This is a genomic window from Roseiflexus sp. RS-1, from assembly GCF_000016665.1.
In the GTDB taxonomy this organism is placed as follows: domain Bacteria; phylum Chloroflexota; class Chloroflexia; order Chloroflexales; family Roseiflexaceae; genus Roseiflexus.
Window position 1 is genome coordinate 5406958 of record NC_009523.1, and the last position, 15673, is coordinate 5422630.

Sequence of the window (15673 nt, forward strand, 5' to 3'; positions counted from 1 at the left end):
TACAACAAGACTACTATACAGTAAAATGTCTTTACGCGCAAGTAGGAATTTTGACCGGTTGGTAGGTTTTTTACTTCATCTCAACAATACGCACCGGTGCGCATGCTGGATGTCGCATAGAGGAGGATTATGACCCTGACACTTCGTGAGCGTCAGAAACAGGCGCTGCGTGAGGAAATCATGAACGCCGCCCAGGAACTGGTGGCGGAAAAGGGATACGGCGCCATGTCGATGGACGAACTGGCTGCCAGGGTTGGCATTTCCAAGCCAACGCTCTACGCTCATTTCGCCAACAAGGACGAACTGGTCATCGAGGCGGCGACACGCGAAATGAAGCAGATGATTGCGCTGATCGAGTCCCAGGCTGACCGGTCGCCCATGGATCAGTTATGTTTCATCATGCGCCAGATTCTGCAACGTCAGGTGCAGATGCATACGCTGGGCATCGGTCCGTGGCCTGAGATCTTCCGACTGCTCTGCGCGCACGATGAGGCGCTGGGGTATATGCAGCGCATCGGCGGCGACATTGTGGCGCTGGTGCAGCAGGGGATTGCGGAAGGGGAAATCGACCCTGCGCTTGATCCGGAAGCGGTGGTGCGCGCCTTTTTCGGGCTGGCGAGCGCGTTGCATAAGTGGTATGTGGCAGCGCCCGGTCCCGGCGATCCGCAGCGCGCCGCCGACAGTCTGGTAGAGATCTTTATGCGCGGCGTGCGTCGCAGTCATGACAGCGCCGAATGATGTATAGCGGTTCTCAGATACGTTGACCCCTGTCCGGGTCTGCCGTGTCGTGCGGGGCGCCCGTTTCCGGCAGAGCGTAGACCGAAATTCATTTCGGTCACCGTGTTTGGCAGCGCGATTCTGGGAGCGTTCAACCCTGTCCAATTGGTTCAACCTCTATGGGAACGGCTATGTTTCTTCGCTATAGGAGGCGCTATCGGCAGGAGCGGCGCGACGACGATCCTGCTGTCGGAGATCGAGGCGCGGTACGTCGACGGAGCGAACGTTCGAGGTGCGGGCTGTAAGACGTTGCTATGCGCACAACGCGCAGAGGAGACCGCAATGCAAGAGCAGGACGTCATCCTGAAGCGGCAGAAGTACAACACGCGGTTCAAGAACGGCGATATGGACTTCATGTTCAACTGGGCGCTGGGTGTGAGCCAGATTGTCGGTATGTCGCCATCACAGGTCTTCTACGCCGTCCACGATATCAGAGACGGCGATCCAGACGGTTGGCGCGATGGTTTCTGGCGTCAGGGCGATTATCAGGTCGAACGGGCGCGAGAGTTTCTCAAACACGGTCAGCAACTGGCGGCTGGACAGTTGCACCTCGGTGCCGCATATGCGTACCGTTCGGCGTTGCAATACACCCACCCCAGCGCCAGCGATTTCAATACGCGCGTGCAAACAATGGAGCGCGCGTTTCAGCAGGGTGTCCACCTGATCGGCATCCCGATGCGTCCTATCGAGATTCCGTTCGAGCACGCCGCACTGCCGGGTTATTATCTGGAGCACGATGAGCAGTCGCGCCCGGTTGTGATGATGGTCGGCGGCGGGGATACATTCCGTGAAGACCTGTTCTACTTTGCGGGGTACCCTGGCTGGAAACGCGGCTACAACGTGGTGATGGTCGATCTGCCGGGGCAGGGTGTCACGCCAGACCGGGGGCTGCACTTCCGTGCAGACATGGAACGACCGATCAGCGCCGTGCTGGACTGGCTCGAAGCGCACTCCGCCGCTCGTCCCACGCAGATCGCCATCTACGGCGTCAGCGGAGGCGGATACACGACGGCGCTGGCAGTGTCGTCCGACCCGCGCATCAGCGCCTGGATTGCCAGCACTCCCATTTTCGATCTGGTCGAAGTGTTCCGACGCGAGTTCGGCAGCGCGATGAAAGCGCCCGGCTGGGTGATCAACACGTTCATGCGGTTGGCGGGCATGCTGAACAAAAGTGCGGAGATCAATCTCGACAAGTATGCCTGGCAATTTGGCGCAACCGATTTCAAGAGCGTCGTTGATGGCGTCGTTGCCCTGGCAAAGCGAGTGGACTACACGGGGATCGCCACGCCATCATTGTTTCTCATGAGCGAAGGGGAAGGCGATGAACTCAAGCGCCAGACGCTCGAAATATACCATGATCTCCGTCGACGCGGCGTCGACGTCACTCTCTGCGAATTTACCGCCGCCGAAGGTGCAGACGGTCACTGCCAGGTGAACAATCTGCGGCTGGCGCACCTGGTCATCTTCGACTGGCTCGACCGCGTGTTTGGGCATACGCCAGGCGATAGGCGACTGTGGGTGTGAAGCAGTGACACAGCATTGGGTTTCAGGGAGACCTTCAGCGGTAGCGACGCATAGCGCGCCGCACGGGAATGGGGCGCTCCCGGAGACGCAGAGCGGCGCGACGCGACGCGAAGACAATCAGGGCGATGGCAGAAGCGATGAGAAGTGCCGTCATCATGGGTTCCTCCTTTGGGGTGAGCATCGGTCGAGCGCCGTGCCGCGTTTCTTCTGATGGGTAGTATAGCAGCACATTTGACCGCCATCTATAGGTGAAACGTCCTGTTGCGCCCCAGTACGTCGGTTGGTGACAGAATGGCATTTTGTGGTACGTGTGGAGAGGGCGGGGGAGTCTCTTAAGGGTAGATCCTGGGAGTGATGAGTGATTTTCCGCAATCCCGTGCGCCGTTGCCCCTCATCCCCCCTGCCCCCTTCTCCCACAAGGGGAGAAGGGGGAGTTTAGGCATCCTGATGCCTGAAACCAACGCACCGAGGTTGCTAACTTTGCGGTTCTTCAGGAGAAGGGGGAGTTTAGGCATCCTGATGCCTGAAACGGGAGATGGCACGCAGGGGCTTCCAAAAAACCTGCACCTGTCAGGCGGGGGGGTTGCTCGATCAGTGATGAAACTCTGAAGGATGCGCCAGGATACGTGCACCCTTCGCGCTGCTTTCCTCTCACCCCTCGCTGCTGCCGCTCCCGTTCCTCCCCAGCCGGTCGCAGGCATATGTCTCGCTCAGCGTCGGCAGGGCGACCGCCGCAGGTATGGGGAAGGTCGGGGCGGTGGCGCTCGGCGTCGCTGCGCGAGTAGCAGTGGCGGTCGCCGTCGCGGTAATGGTAGGGGTTGGGGCGCCGCCAGACGGCGCGCCGCGTTCCGGCGTAAAGTTGTCAAGTGTTACATACCATGCGTGATCTGACCATTACTGCCACCCACCTGATACACCATACTGTTCGCCATTCAGCCAACATCGGGAGCCACCCTGAAACCGGAAAGCGTAGCAATAAGTGGAAATGCATCTGCTCGACGCACTGCAGTCGATCTGCGCACCGAAGAGCTGTGCTGGCGTTGCCTTCAGTTATGTGGACTACTTTGCCCCACCTTTGTTCCGTACAACGCTGAAGCTCACCTGTAGTGGACACAGATTAGAACAGAGCAAATGTGTCTCTTTCGCCAAGTGATAGCGCTTCTTGTACGGCAAAGATCAGGTGTGCTGTGCTCGACTTTTCGAGTGACCCGAAGGCAATCAGCCTGCCGCCGCGACTCGCATCGAGCAGAGCTTTACTGTCCCTAGTGCTCAGCGGCAGGCGATAGATCATCAGTTGCTGCGCTTTGTTGGGCAGTGTCACTTCGCGCGACCGCTAACAGCTTCTCTTCGAATGTCTGCAGGTTACAAACGGTCATTGAGAACAGCGATGAGAGTGTACCACAACGATTATCAGGCACGTCTGTTAGCACCATGAACGAATGGTCAGGGTCGAGTCCCAGAAGGCGCGCAAACTTGGAATACTTTGCTGCGTGTTGCTGGTAGTCACCGGACTTAGCCTCAATCCAGTAGATTGACGATCCGATTGAGGCCAGGATGTCGAGTTCAAAATCATCACCGTTGGGGAGAGTGATTTGGGGATTAATGAGATACTCGAAACCTAGTACTTGACCACACTGGTCTCATAGGGTATTCTTTCTTCCACACTCCTCTCGTGGAGTGAAGGAGCCATGCCCAGACCCAAAGCATACGTGGTGACGCTGACCGAAACGGAGCGCTTGTCCCTGCTTGATCTCCTGAAGAAGGGGGAAGTGAAAGCCCGGATGGTTACTCGGGCCCGGATTCTGCTCCGTTCCGCAGAGGGCGCGACCGATCAATCGAGAGCCGATGTGCTCAAGGTGAATCCGCAGACGGTGCGGAACATCCGAAAACGGTTCGTAGAGGAGGGGCTGGAAGCCGCTGTGCAGGAGCGCCCCCGGCCTGGCGCCCAGCCGAAACTGGACAGCAAACAGGAGGCGTTCCTGATCGCCCTGGCCTGCAGCGCGCCGCTGACAGTCTGGTGGAGATATTCATGCGCGGCGTGCGTCGACGTGATCGTTGATTCGTAACCTGGGGAGTGTTTTCCGCTGCCTCTATCAACCTGACGATCTCCACACGTAAGGTGTCGATCATGTGCCAATCGTCCACATGCCCGCACTGTGGCAAACCTCTTCGTCTCTCGGCAAAATTCTGCGGGATGTGCGGAAAGCCGCTTTCTCGCCGGGCACAATCACCTATCAGCACACTCAAACATCGCTCCCGCTTTCTGGGCGGCAAGATTTTGCCTGGCCTGATCAGCTTAGCGCTCATATGTTTTGCTCTCACTATCATCAATCCGGTGCGTCAGAGTTTGCTCGCTGTCATCGGTTGGGACGAGAGCGACGCCCTACCAATCATTACAGCAACGGCAACGATGACGACTTTTGATGTCAGAGAAACAAATGACAGCCTATTGACGCCGACAGTTGCCGTTGCGCCTCCTTCACCAACGACACATGTTGTAGCAGAGTCGAGCGATAAATCGCTCCTGGAAGTCCATGTCATCGATGTCGGGCAGGGCGACAGTATCCTGATCCGGACGCCAGAAGGGAAGACTGCTCTGATTGACGGCGGATATGACAATGGGAGAGCACTCGCGTATCTGCAGGCGGAAGGCGTGACACATGTTGATGTGATGGTCGCATCGCATCCCCACGCTGACCATATTGGTGGTTTAGTAGAAGTCCTGACAGCGCTATCAGTCGGTGAGGTCTGGACATCCGGCGCGACCCACACAACTGGCACATATGAGCGCTTTTTAGATGCGATCATAGCAGCGAAGGTGCCGTACCACGAGGCGCGTCGAGGCGATGTTATTCCTCTTGGTAGCCTGAACTTGAACGTCCTGCATAGTGATCCGAATGCAAGTGAACTGAATAACACTTCAGTTGTGTTGCGCCTGGCCTATGGTCGTATTTCGTTTCTCTTCACCGGTGACGCTGAGCACGCTGCTGAGTACGAGATGCTTGCAACTGTCCGCGATCAACTCAGCGCTACAGTTCTGAAAGTTGCTCATCACGGATCGTACACCTCATCATCGCCAGAGTTCCTTGCCGCTGTTCAACCGGCAGTTGCTATTTATTCGGCTGGCCGCAATAATAACTACGGGCATCCGCACGCTGAGACGATCCAGGCTCTCCAGCGCATAGGCGCTACAATTTACGGCACAGCCGAACACGGTACTATTGTCATCACCACCGATGGCAAAAACTATCATGTACAAACTGAGTATGATCGTCCCACCATCCAGGTGCCGCCAACTGATAACTGGCAAGACTCAATATCCCTTATCCCTGGATCGAACATTTCAATCGCAGATAAGGATTGTAGCGACTTTTCAACTCAGGCCGAGGCACAGGCATTCTTCCTTGCCAATGGTGGACCTGACCGTGATCCACACAGGTTAGACGGAGACAACGATGGCATTGCCTGTGAAAGGCTGCCCTGATCAATGACAAGGAAGTGTACTATGGGAGAATCGAGCCATGAGCCTGCTGTCATCGATCGCTTCGAAGGCGAATATGCCGTCATTTTAGTCGGCGAGATGCAACGACCATACGATATACCGCGCCACCGTCTTCCACCAGCTGCTCGCGAAGGAGATTGGTTGCGGATTGAACGTATTGACAATCAGATTATAACCGTTCAACTTGACCCTGAGGCCACTGCAGCAGCTCGACAACGCATTCTTTCCAAGTTAGAGCGTTTGCGCAAAGGTGAACATCTCAGGGATGCGTAACATGATGTCGCTGCAAAAAGACTACATTCTTTTACAGATTTTAGTAGAAGACGACTATCCCAAACTGTTCGGCAGAGTCGGGTCGAAAGTGACTCACCACTTTAGACCCAAACTCCTGGAATGCCGATAGCGTGTACAACTTTCCTTACATAGGCATGTCATCCGCCAGCGCGGTGTCGTCGCAGTCGTCATCGTCGATCAGGTCGATGGGTGTGCGGGCAAAACGCAGTGCTGCCGCGCGCGTCCGTCCATCGTGCTCCTCCGTAAGCGACCAGGTTGCATGGGAGATCAGAAGCGCCAGTTCCAGGCTGCGCCCGATCGTCAGCGCCAGGCGACGCGCGCCGCGCTCCAGGCGCGCCCGGTCGCGCGCTTCGCCGAACCAGCGCCGGGCATGGTCGAGTGCGGTGCGCGCATGTACGCTGGCTCTGGCGAGGCTGGCATCATTGACGCCCGCCATCAGTTCGTCCGCCAGACTCAGAATGGCTTCCCATGTCCCCGGTTGCGCCAGTGCGCGCAGCGTGTCGAGCGCGAGCACATTGGTCGTGCCCTCCCAGATCGGGAGCACGTGCGCGTCGCGCAGCAACGTCGGCAGACCGGTGTCCTCCACATATCCGGCGCCGCCGAATGCCTCGATCACTTCGCTCATCACATCGACCGCCTGCCGTCCGGTCGTCAGTTTTGTGATCGAGGTCAGAACACGCAGCAGATGTCGCTGACGCTCATCGGCGACGCCGGTTTCTTCGGCGCCCAACAACCCGGCGGTCAGAAAACTCAGGTGGAATGCGCCCTCGAACTCCGCCTGCAACGTTGCCAGGGTTTCGGTGTGGAGCGGTTGCCGGTTCAGCGGCGCATCGAAGGCAACGCGCCGACGGGCGTAATCGCGCGCCAGGGCAATGCCCCGCCGCATGAATGACGCTGCCGAGACGCTGTTCCAGATGCGGGTGACCTGGAGCATTGGCACAATCGCGCGCACTCCGCCGTTCGGCGCACCGACCAGTCGCGCCGGCGTTCCTTCCAGGCTCAATTCGGCGGTCGGCACCTTGCGCGTGCCGAGTTTGTCCTTCAGACGGTTGACGCGAATCCCCTGGAGTCGCCCTTCGTCGTCGCGCAGTTCGATGTAGAAGAGCGCCAGCCCGCGACTGCCGGGCGGGTTGCCATCGGGTCGCGCCAGCGCCAGCGCCATCTGCCCGGTCGTTGCTGAGGTGAACCATTTTCTGCCGAACAATCGCCAGACGCCGTCGAAACCAGGGCGGGCAATGGTTTCGGTGCGACTGACATCGGAACCGCCGGGGAGTTCGGTCATCCACTGCCCGCTCGTCCAGCAGCGATCCGGGTCACGACTGATCAGGCGCGGCAGGGCGCGGTCGATCAGGGTAGCATCCCCCGCTTCCACCAGGGTGCGCGCGGCGCCGTCGCTCATCGCCAGCGGGCAGGTGTACACATCGGTTGAGGGGTGGAACAGGTACACGAGCGCGAACTGTACGATCCGCGAGAACACGCCGTAGGTTCGTTCGTAGGGCAGCGCGACCAGCCCATACTCAGCGGCGAGTCTCGCAGCGCGCTTCCAGAGCGGCGATACCTCAATGTGGTCGATACGTTCACCCCAGGCGTCCCACTGCGTCAGTACCGGCTCGTTGAGGCGGTCGGCGAGGTGCAGGCGGTACAGTTCACCCCCCGCCAGTTCGCCCATCGTCGTCAGATCGGGTTCAACCTGCGCCAGCACATCGCGCGGCAGCGCGCGGCGCAGGAACGACCGGAGCACCCGGTCGTCGGTGTACTGGTTCCCCAACGATGGGGGTTGCTGATGGAACAGTTCGATCATAGCGTTTCCATTCACAATACGCCGATCATCAACGATACCATTATACGAACTCCGCTCCGACAGCGGTGATGCTGATCCCGTGTGGCAGCGGCGCTGCGCCAAAACTGAGACCGAGCGAAATTCCGATGGCGGTGTGCACCTCCGGGTGATCCAGCAGCGTGAAACGAACCATTCCAATATCGCCGCTCAGGTTGACGTCGTTGATGTCGCCAATTTTGATATCGCCGTCGTACACGTGAATATCGCGCACGATCGCGTCGTTCGACATTGTGCAACCCGTAATCATCACTGCGCCAATGCGCCTCGGACGGTCGCCAGCGGATCCCGGCGTCGGGATCGAGGCATGCAGCCAGTTCAGGCTGTCGGGCTTGCCTTCGACGTAGAGACAGAAACCAGAGCGCCAGTGTGACACAAGCGCATCGTGGTCTTCGATCTGCAGGCTGTGACCATGCACCCACATGGTCTGGAGAACGGTGGTTGACATCGCACGCCTCCTTGAACACAAAAGCAATCAGAATTGACCTTCCCTCCCGTCGCTTCCTGCGGGCGCGATAGCGTCATTCGGAACGATCCAGATACGGCAGACGTTATGGCGCTCACCGTTCTGGTCTGTCTTCCGGGCGGTCTCTTCCGTTGGGGTTCTGCGGTTGCGAGGAACCGTTCAGGTGTGTGTGGTTCGTGAGGAACTTGTGTTCAGAGCGGCGCTCCATCGAACCGCCGAACTGTTTCCAGTATACACCGTATCTGCCCGTCTTGATGGGAGAAGTGTTCGCTCAGCGGTGAACATCCGCTCACGGACGATGCCAGATCGTTGAACCTTTGTGATGTACAATGTATCTGCGCGTAGCAGATTGATTTGGAGCAATGACGTATGTCATATCCGGCGTACCTGGATCTCTACGATCAGGGAGTGCTGCACGAACGCGCTGCCATCGCGCATGAGCGGCTGGCGTCCTGCACGCTCTGCCCGCTGGCGTGTCGCGCTGATCGGCTGCACGACGAGGCGGGAGAGTGCCGTGTCGGGCGGGAGGCGGTTGTTGCGTCGTTTGGTCCGCATTTTGGCGAGGAAGATGTGCTGCGCGGCTGGCGCGGCTCCGGGACGGTGTTCTTCAGCGGCTGCAATCTGCGTTGCGTCTACTGCCAGAACTATGACATCAGCCAGTTCGTCAGCGGGCATGCGGTTGATGCTGCGCATCTGGCGGACATATTTCTCGACATCCAGCGCGATGGGTGCCATAACCTCAATCTGGTGACGCCAACCCACGTGATTGCGCAGATCCTCGAAGCGCTGACGATCGCCATTCCGCGCGGTCTGCGCCTGCCCATTGTCTACAATACGTCCGGGTATGACTCGGTTGCGGCGTTGCGGCTCCTCGACGGTGTTGTGGACATCTATATGCCAGACGTCAAGTACAGCGACTCGGCAATCGGTCAGCAGTACTCAGGCATTCCCCACTACTGGGAAGTGGTGCGTCCGGCGCTACGCGAAATGCATCGCCAGGTTGGCGATCTGCGCGTCGAGCGCGGGCTGGCGGTGCGCGGGCTGCTGATCCGCCATCTGGTGCTACCGGGGCGACTCGCCGGTTCACAGGAGGTGCTCCGCTTTATTGCCGAAGAGATTTCGCGCGATTCGTGGATCAATCTGATGGATCAGTATCACCCGGCGTATCGCGCCTTTGGCTATCCTGAGTTGACGCGGCGCCTGACACCGAACGAGTATGCTGAGGTCGTCGCCTGTGCCCGTTCACTTGGGTTGCACCGCGGCATTCCGCTGGACACGACCCGATGAGCAGCGATAGTTACGACATCCTGCGGCGCGCTGTGGTCGAGGCGCTCGGTCCGCGCGCAACACCCGAACGCCGGCGTCAGATTGCGGCGGAACTGCGTGCGCTCGCCGAACAACAGGAACGTATGGCGCAACGTGCGGAGGATCAACCGACGCCTGGCGAATCTGCGCGCCGCACCGATCGCGCTGCCGGGATGTACATCCGTATTCGTCACGAACCCGACCCCCACACGGGGACGCGCCGCATCCGCCTTCTGTTCGGCAAACAGGTCTGGTTCGACCTCGGCAGCCCGCAGCGGATCGTCATCCAGCGTGTCGGCGCAGAGATCTGGATCGTTGCTTCCAAAGGTGAAGGTGGTCTGCGCGTCGAAACAGATGTGGGGTTGCCGGGGTGCATCGTTCCCGACGGCACCCCGCTCGACCGGCTGGCGCCGGGGCGCTATGCTGCAACGTTGCGCGCCGGGGCGCTGGTTGTCGGAGCGCGTAGCGGGTAGCGTGATTGTTCCACCTGCCCGCAGCGTGGCATCCACCACCCCAACGACGCGCGCCTGCCCGCAGGCGGGCGCTACGTGTGTTCAGGGTCGTCGATGAATCCACTGATGTTGATCGCCAGCAACTGCCCGGGGTCTGGTTCAGCGCGCGCTTCGATCAGCGTCAGCCATTTGACCCACACGAACCCGCGTTCGCCGGGCGCCACCAGGCGGGCAGGCGCGCCGTGACCATGACTGAGCAGTTCATCGCCGACCCGCACGGCGATCAACGCTTCTCGCGCCTGCGCCAGCGGCAGACTCCAGCGGTACCCGGTGATCGATACGAAGCGTACCCAGCGCGTCTCCGGCAGTATCCCCGCCCGGTCGAGCAGTGCGCCCACCCGCACACCGCTCCAGCGTTGGGTGGTGTAGAAACCGCCGGTGCAGTCGAGGGTCGCAATCAACTCATCGCGTACATCGAGTTCGTCACGGGTTGCGGCATACGGCGCGGCAACCAGTCCGGCAACGCGCAACCTCCAGGTCGCCACGTCGAGTGGCGCCGGACGATCCGCCATCCAGCTGACGACCGGAAAGGCATTCCCACTGAAACTTCCCACTTCGCGCGAGCCGGTAAAACGTCGCTGTGCGCCTGCCATCCCCAACCCGCCGATGAGTCGCTCCTGAAGGGGCCAGATCAGCGCTGCACCGAGCGCAAACGCTCCTGCGCGCAACGCCTGTCGCCGGGTGCGATCCGTCGGACGCAAGGGTCTGGCGCGGATGACCATGTGGGCGGAAAGCGCGACGGTCAGCACGATGCCAAGCAGAATGTGCCAGTTCAGGAGGTTGTAGCCGAGGATCACGAGATCGCCGCCGCCGATCCAGGCGATGCCGCAGAGGATCGTCAGCACAGCCAGGAGGGTTGTCGTCAATCCCGCCCAGGCGCGTGGATCACGCATGCCCGGCAGCAGGCGCCCGCTGACACGCGCCAGTTTGGGGAACAGCAACAACAGCACCAGGTAACCGGTCGCGCCGTGCAGCGCAAAAACCCACCATCCCTCCGGTCGCCCGACGGTAAGGGTCCAGAGACCGGTGGCGAAAGCGGCGCCGGTTGCCAGCGCCAGGCTCCAATCGGTTGCTCGCGGTCGCATATGGCTGATTCCTGTGTTCGCCAGGATTATAGCATGGTGCGCCTGTTTTAGCCCGGCGTCTGGTTTTTGGAGTTCTCTGTGCTCTCGGCGTCTCTGCGGTGCGTTTTTGCAGTGGAGTATTACTGGCTCCCCCGCCCTGTTCGCCGGTCGATGGGAATGCGTTCCCACGCTGCGTTGACCTGCGCGCGGGTTGCGTCGAGCGAGCCGCTGTTGTCGATCACGACATCCGCCTGCGCTGCCCGGCTTTCCTGCGACGGTTGGGCGGCGATGCGCATCCGCGCTTCAGCTTCGCTCATGCCGCGCGTTTCGATCAGGCGGCGCAGTTGCTGCTCCGGGGTGCAGGTCACCACCCAGATTGCATCACAGACCTGCTTCCAGCCAGCTTCCAGGAGTTTGACAGCATCGATCACGGCGACCTGTGCATGCGCCGCAACTTCGTCGAGCCACGCCAGGATGCGTGCGTGAACCGCAGGATGGACAATCTGCTCCAACCGCCGCAACGCCTGCGGGTCTGAGAAAACGACTGCCCCCAACCGCTGCCGGTCGATCGGTCCGCCCGGCGCAACCAGGATTGCCTCGCCGAAAGCTTCGATAATCGCCTGGTAGACCGGTTCACCCGGTTGCTGCACCTGCCGGGTCACCTGATCGGCGTCGATGACCGCCGCGCCGCGCTCCTGGAGCATCGCCAGCACGGTGCTCTTGCCGCAGGCGATGTTGCCGGTCAGACCGATCAGATAGAGACCCTTGTACGGCATACCGCCTCACCGTTCAACACTCGCCAGTTCGAGTTCAACGTACTCCTGCCTGATCAGCGCATCTTCGGGAACGCCGAAGCGTCGCAGCAGTTCACCGATGAGTTCCACCTTGTGTTCGGCGTCCTTCCGACTCCAGGTGCGACTCTTGATTTCCAGGTACGGTCCGGGGCGTGCGTGCCCGATCAGGGTGTCGAGATTGACTGCAAAATCGGCGTCGCGGTACTGAATACGCCAGCGGCGGCGGCGCTTTTCGATCTCGACGATCCGATCTGGCTGGAAGTACTCGCGGTAGAAGCGCAGGGTACGGTCGGCGCGGGCGGTGTAGCGGGCGCGACCGAACAGGATCGCCGACTGGTATTCGCCACGCAGGGCGGGCGCCATCAGGGTGATGGTGTACTTTGGCTCGGCGCGCGCGCCTGGATCGGTACGGTGATCTTCACGAATGCGGATACGCCCACGCTCTTCGTCGTCCCACAGGAAGTAGGTATCGTACTGGGTGCGTTCACTCGCCTTGGTAATCGTAATGCCGGGTTCGTAGAGCGACTGAATGACACGTTCGGCGGTTTGCGGGTCGATTGGCGCCTTCGCCTGCACCTCGAAAATCTCGGATTGCTGAACGCCGCCGATTGCCAGGATCTTATCGAGCAGGTTGTCTTCCCGCGCAGCCAGGAACACATCGATCCGGTCGGCGATGATCTGCGCGCGGCGCAACACATCTTCCTCATCGATCGTCAGCAGCGTCTGATTGCGCAGAAGGAAGCGCCCATCCACCAAAACGTCGCGCACATCCGCCGAGCGCGCGCCGTAGACCAGATGTGAATAGAGCGCGTCGGGCGCGTAGTGATAGCGCGGCGCGGAATGGAGCCGCCCCAGCGCGACAACTGCGATGTCGGCGCGTTTCCCTGCTTCGAGCGACCCGATCAGGTGGTCGAGATGGATCGCCCGCGCGCCAGATGATGTTGCCAGCGCCAGCGCATCGCGTGCCGGCACTGCCGTCGGATCGCCGCTCACCCCTTTTGGCAGCAGGGCAGCCAGATGAACCTCGGTAAACATATCCTGATCATCGTTCGATGCCGGTCCATCGGTGCCCAGACCCACGCGCAGACCGGCTTCGATGAAGCGTCGGATGGGAGCGATGCCGCTGGCAAGTTTCAGGTTCGATGATGGGCAGGGGACGACCCCGACGTGTCCCTCGCGCAGCAACCGGATATCATCTTCGGTTGCGTGGACGCAGTGCGCCGCGATGCACTTGCCATCAAACGCGCCAACCCGTCTGGCGTAGCGAATAGGGGTCACCTCGCGCTCCTGACGACTCTCCTCGACCTCGCGTTCGGTTTCCGAGAGGTGGGTGACCAGCGGCACGCCGTAGCGACGGCAGAGTGCAGCCGCTTCACGGTAGATCGTATCGGTGCAGGTATAGGGGGCATGGGGCGCAATGGTTGGAATGATCCGCTCATGCCCGTGCCACTGTTCGATGAACATGCGCGCGCGCTCCAACCCCTCATCGAAGGACGCCGCATCGGGGGTGGGCAGGCGCATCACCGTCTGCCCGCAGATCGCGCGCATACCGGCAAGGTCGGCGGCGCGGGCGACCTCTTCTTCGAAATAGTACATATCGACGAAGGTCGTCGTCCCGCCGCGGATCATCTCGGCGCACGAGAGTTGCGTACCGGTGAAAACAAACTCCGGATCGACAAAGCGGCTCTCGACCGGGAACATATACCCGAAGAGCCAGACATCGAGTTGTTGATCGGCGACCAGACCGCGCAACAGGCTCATCGGCACGTGTGCGTGGGCATTGATCAGACCGGGGATGATCGCGCATCCCCGGCAATCGACGGTTTCGCGTGCGCTGAACCGCGCCGTGAGGTCGGCGGAAGGACCGACGGCGACAATCTCGTTGCCGCGCACGGCGACTGCCCCGTCGAGAAAGATGCGCCACGCGGAGTCCATGGTCACCACCGCGCCATGAACAAGCAGAATATCGACAGTCTCCATACGTTGCTTTGCGCTCCTTACGCACGCGCAGGCGCAGCGCAATCTTTTCGGCGATCCCGATCAGCAGTCGTCGAGTCGCAATGCAGCAGGTAGTCGCGCAGTCAGCGCCTGCGTTATAGTCGATAGTTCGATGCGAGCATCTGCCCGCAGTCCCAGGCATTGAGCAACACCTATGGCATCAGTACCCAAACGTGATTGTAGAGCAAGCCTGAACTCTTGCTGCGTTCCTGTCTCCATCCGATACGTGTGAATGCGAAAAGAGTCGTTGTCTTCAGGCGGCGTATGGAAATGATCAAAGTTAAACTGCTGTGATAGGTATCGCCAAGGTTCAGCCAGAAAGAGCCGCCCGGCTTCAGGACACGCTTGATACGCAGGCATATTTGCGCAAGATGCTGAATGTAGCAATGGTAATCAGGCTCCATGCCGATGCCGCCGTCGGCATAGTCGCGCTTCCCCCAGTACGGCGGCGATGTCATGACGACATCGATGCTCGACTCAGGGAACTGCTCCAAAATCACGTGAGCATCGCCCAGCAGGAGCAAAGGTCGGAGGCGCGTATCGCCAAGATAGGCTTCAACGGCTGCACGGTGATTCTGAACAACGATCGGTTCGGTCAATTGCGACGGCAGCGAGTCCATGGTTCTCATATGTGTTATTCTCGAATAGATGAAGCAGAACCTTTTACCCTCCCTCCGCCCCCGACGGCGGGGCAACTGTCGCCTGCGACGGTTGGCGACGCGCATAGATCAGCGTCTGCATCTGATCGACCGGCGTCAGCGTCGTTTGCCCTGGAAGGAACACGCCATCGCAGCGGGCGCAGTAGAAGAGTTGCTGCCAGCGCTCACTGGCGCGGTGCCAGGCGACGAACGCTCGACGAAAGACTCGGTTCAGGCGCGCCTGTCGCCAGACGAACATGCCATGCACCCCAACAAAGACGAAGAGAAAGGTGATGATCCCGGTGAAGACCGACGTGTCGCGCACGCCGAACAGCAGGCTGGTGCGTGGCGCTGTCGCCGTCAGTTCAGTAAGCCCCACTGCGAAGATCGCGGCGCTGATGCTGACCATTGTGCCAAAGAAGAGCGTGGCGCAGCCGATTGCCGGAACGGGGCGCGGTGAGCGCGGTGCGGCAAGTTTCTGCGCCAGCGGCGACTCCGGCTCCTCCTGCACAATTGCGCTGACCGGGCGAACCGTGTCGTTCTGCCCGCACTGCGGGCAGCAGGGGAGAGGGGTGGTATCGGCAGTCATAGGGTTAGACCACGATCCTTTCAGTCACGCGACGAGGGTTGCGCTGATCGCCGTTGTTCGTACTCGTCGCGCGTAATGAATGCGCCACCTTCGATAGCGCGTCGGATCTCGCGCCGACGCGCATCATACTCGATCTCGGCGCGCATCAGGCGGAAACAGCGCGAGTCCATGATTTCTTTGATCAACCGGTAACCGATCAGATCATCACCGTCGCCATATTCCGGCATCAGGTCGTTGCGCGGATCGACGCGCACATGAACCACAGCCTGACAGCGCCCGCACGCAACGTACAGGTGGATTGCGTTATCACGTTGACGCTCATCGCTGCCGAACAGTCGTCTCAGGAAGTCCATTGTTGTCGTGTCCGCCAGGT

Annotated in this window: 17 protein-coding genes; 7 read left to right on the plus strand and 10 right to left on the minus strand. The window is 60.2% G+C overall.

The features are described 5' to 3' along the window. The first annotated feature begins 129 nt into the window (after nucleotides 1–129). Nucleotides 130–738 (plus strand): TetR/AcrR family transcriptional regulator, encoded by a 609-nt coding sequence (locus ROSERS_RS22190; protein WP_011958981.1) that lies wholly within the window; start codon nucleotides 130–132, stop codon nucleotides 736–738. Between the two features lie 321 nt (nucleotides 739–1059). Beyond that, nucleotides 1060–2301: an alpha/beta hydrolase family protein gene (locus ROSERS_RS22195; RefSeq protein WP_011958982.1), complete on the plus strand. Its 1242-nt coding sequence runs from the start codon at nucleotides 1060–1062 to the stop codon at nucleotides 2299–2301. Between the two features lie 34 nt (nucleotides 2302–2335). Here the strand turns inward: ROSERS_RS22195 and ROSERS_RS27225 are convergent, their stop codons facing one another. Together ROSERS_RS27225 and ROSERS_RS26310 are read right to left on the minus strand one after the other, a co-directional pair. Beyond that, nucleotides 2336–2458, minus strand: coding sequence for a hypothetical protein (locus ROSERS_RS27225; protein WP_269626647.1), 123 nt, complete (start codon nucleotides 2456–2458; stop codon nucleotides 2336–2338). A gap of 960 nt (nucleotides 2459–3418) precedes the next feature. Continuing rightward, nucleotides 3419–3622: a hypothetical protein gene (locus ROSERS_RS26310; protein WP_157041194.1), complete on the minus strand. Its 204-nt coding sequence runs from the start codon at nucleotides 3620–3622 to the stop codon at nucleotides 3419–3421. A 367-nt stretch (nucleotides 3623–3989) separates the two neighbouring features. Between ROSERS_RS26310 and ROSERS_RS22205 the strand changes: the two genes are divergently transcribed. The 3 genes from ROSERS_RS22205 to ROSERS_RS22215 all read left to right on the plus strand — a co-directional run bounded on the left by ROSERS_RS22205 (nucleotide 3990) and on the right by ROSERS_RS22215 (nucleotide 6076). After that, the gene (locus tag ROSERS_RS22205) at nucleotides 3990–4367 is read left to right on the plus strand and encodes a helix-turn-helix domain-containing protein (RefSeq protein WP_011958984.1); all 378 of its coding nucleotides are present in this window, start codon (nucleotides 3990–3992) and stop codon (nucleotides 4365–4367) included. Nucleotides 4368–4429: 62 nt separating this feature from the next. Further along, nucleotides 4430–5785, plus strand: coding sequence for an MBL fold metallo-hydrolase (locus ROSERS_RS22210; protein WP_011958985.1), 1356 nt, complete (start codon nucleotides 4430–4432; stop codon nucleotides 5783–5785). A gap of 21 nt (nucleotides 5786–5806) precedes the next feature. After that, complete coding sequence (locus ROSERS_RS22215) at nucleotides 5807–6076, plus strand: DUF3006 domain-containing protein (protein WP_011958986.1); 270 nt, start codon at nucleotides 5807–5809, stop codon at nucleotides 6074–6076. Between the two features lie 145 nt (nucleotides 6077–6221). Here the strand turns inward: ROSERS_RS22215 and ROSERS_RS22220 are convergent, their stop codons facing one another. Together ROSERS_RS22220 and ROSERS_RS22225 are read right to left on the minus strand one after the other, a co-directional pair. Further along, nucleotides 6222–7898: an acyl-CoA dehydrogenase family protein gene (locus ROSERS_RS22220; RefSeq protein WP_011958987.1), complete on the minus strand. Its 1677-nt coding sequence runs from the start codon at nucleotides 7896–7898 to the stop codon at nucleotides 6222–6224. 40 nt (nucleotides 7899–7938) lie between these two features. Continuing rightward, entirely contained in the window at nucleotides 7939–8382 is a 444-nt protein-coding gene (locus ROSERS_RS22225; protein ID WP_011958988.1) for a DUF6623 family protein, read from the minus strand. A 387-nt stretch (nucleotides 8383–8769) separates the two neighbouring features. Here ROSERS_RS22225 and ROSERS_RS22230 point away from each other — a divergent pair, with 387 nt between their 5' ends. Next, on the plus strand, nucleotides 8770–9687 hold the full coding sequence (locus ROSERS_RS22230) for a radical SAM protein (protein WP_011958989.1): 918 nt from the start codon (nucleotides 8770–8772) through the stop codon (nucleotides 9685–9687). Next, entirely contained in the window at nucleotides 9684–10178 is a 495-nt protein-coding gene (locus ROSERS_RS22235) for a hypothetical protein (RefSeq protein ID WP_011958990.1), read from the plus strand. The genes ROSERS_RS22230 and ROSERS_RS22235 overlap by 4 nt, the downstream gene beginning before the upstream one ends. A 71-nt stretch (nucleotides 10179–10249) precedes the next feature. Here the strand turns inward: ROSERS_RS22235 and ROSERS_RS22240 are convergent, their stop codons facing one another. The 6 genes from ROSERS_RS22240 to ROSERS_RS22265 all read right to left on the minus strand — a co-directional run bounded on the left by ROSERS_RS22240 (nucleotide 10250) and on the right by ROSERS_RS22265 (nucleotide 15653). Next, nucleotides 10250–11302: a molybdopterin-dependent oxidoreductase gene (locus tag ROSERS_RS22240; protein WP_011958991.1), complete on the minus strand. Its 1053-nt coding sequence runs from the start codon at nucleotides 11300–11302 to the stop codon at nucleotides 10250–10252. Between the two features lie 119 nt (nucleotides 11303–11421). Next, nucleotides 11422–12057 (minus strand): dephospho-CoA kinase, encoded by a 636-nt coding sequence (coaE, locus tag ROSERS_RS22245; protein ID WP_011958992.1) that lies wholly within the window; start codon nucleotides 12055–12057, stop codon nucleotides 11422–11424. A gap of 6 nt (nucleotides 12058–12063) precedes the next feature. Continuing rightward, nucleotides 12064–14055, minus strand: a complete 1992-nt coding sequence (locus ROSERS_RS22250) for an amidohydrolase family protein (RefSeq protein WP_011958993.1) — start codon at nucleotides 14053–14055, stop codon at nucleotides 12064–12066. A gap of 170 nt (nucleotides 14056–14225) precedes the next feature. Beyond that, the gene (locus ROSERS_RS22255; RefSeq protein WP_041334337.1) at nucleotides 14226–14693 is read right to left on the minus strand and encodes a DNA methyltransferase; all 468 of its coding nucleotides are present in this window, start codon (nucleotides 14691–14693) and stop codon (nucleotides 14226–14228) included. Nucleotides 14694–14736: 43 nt separating this feature from the next. After that, on the minus strand, nucleotides 14737–15300 hold the full coding sequence (locus ROSERS_RS22260) for a hypothetical protein (RefSeq protein WP_011958994.1): 564 nt from the start codon (nucleotides 15298–15300) through the stop codon (nucleotides 14737–14739). A 20-nt stretch (nucleotides 15301–15320) separates the two neighbouring features. Continuing rightward, complete coding sequence (locus ROSERS_RS22265; protein ID WP_011958995.1) at nucleotides 15321–15653, minus strand: hypothetical protein; 333 nt, start codon at nucleotides 15651–15653, stop codon at nucleotides 15321–15323. Nucleotides 15654–15673 lie beyond the last annotated feature (20 nt).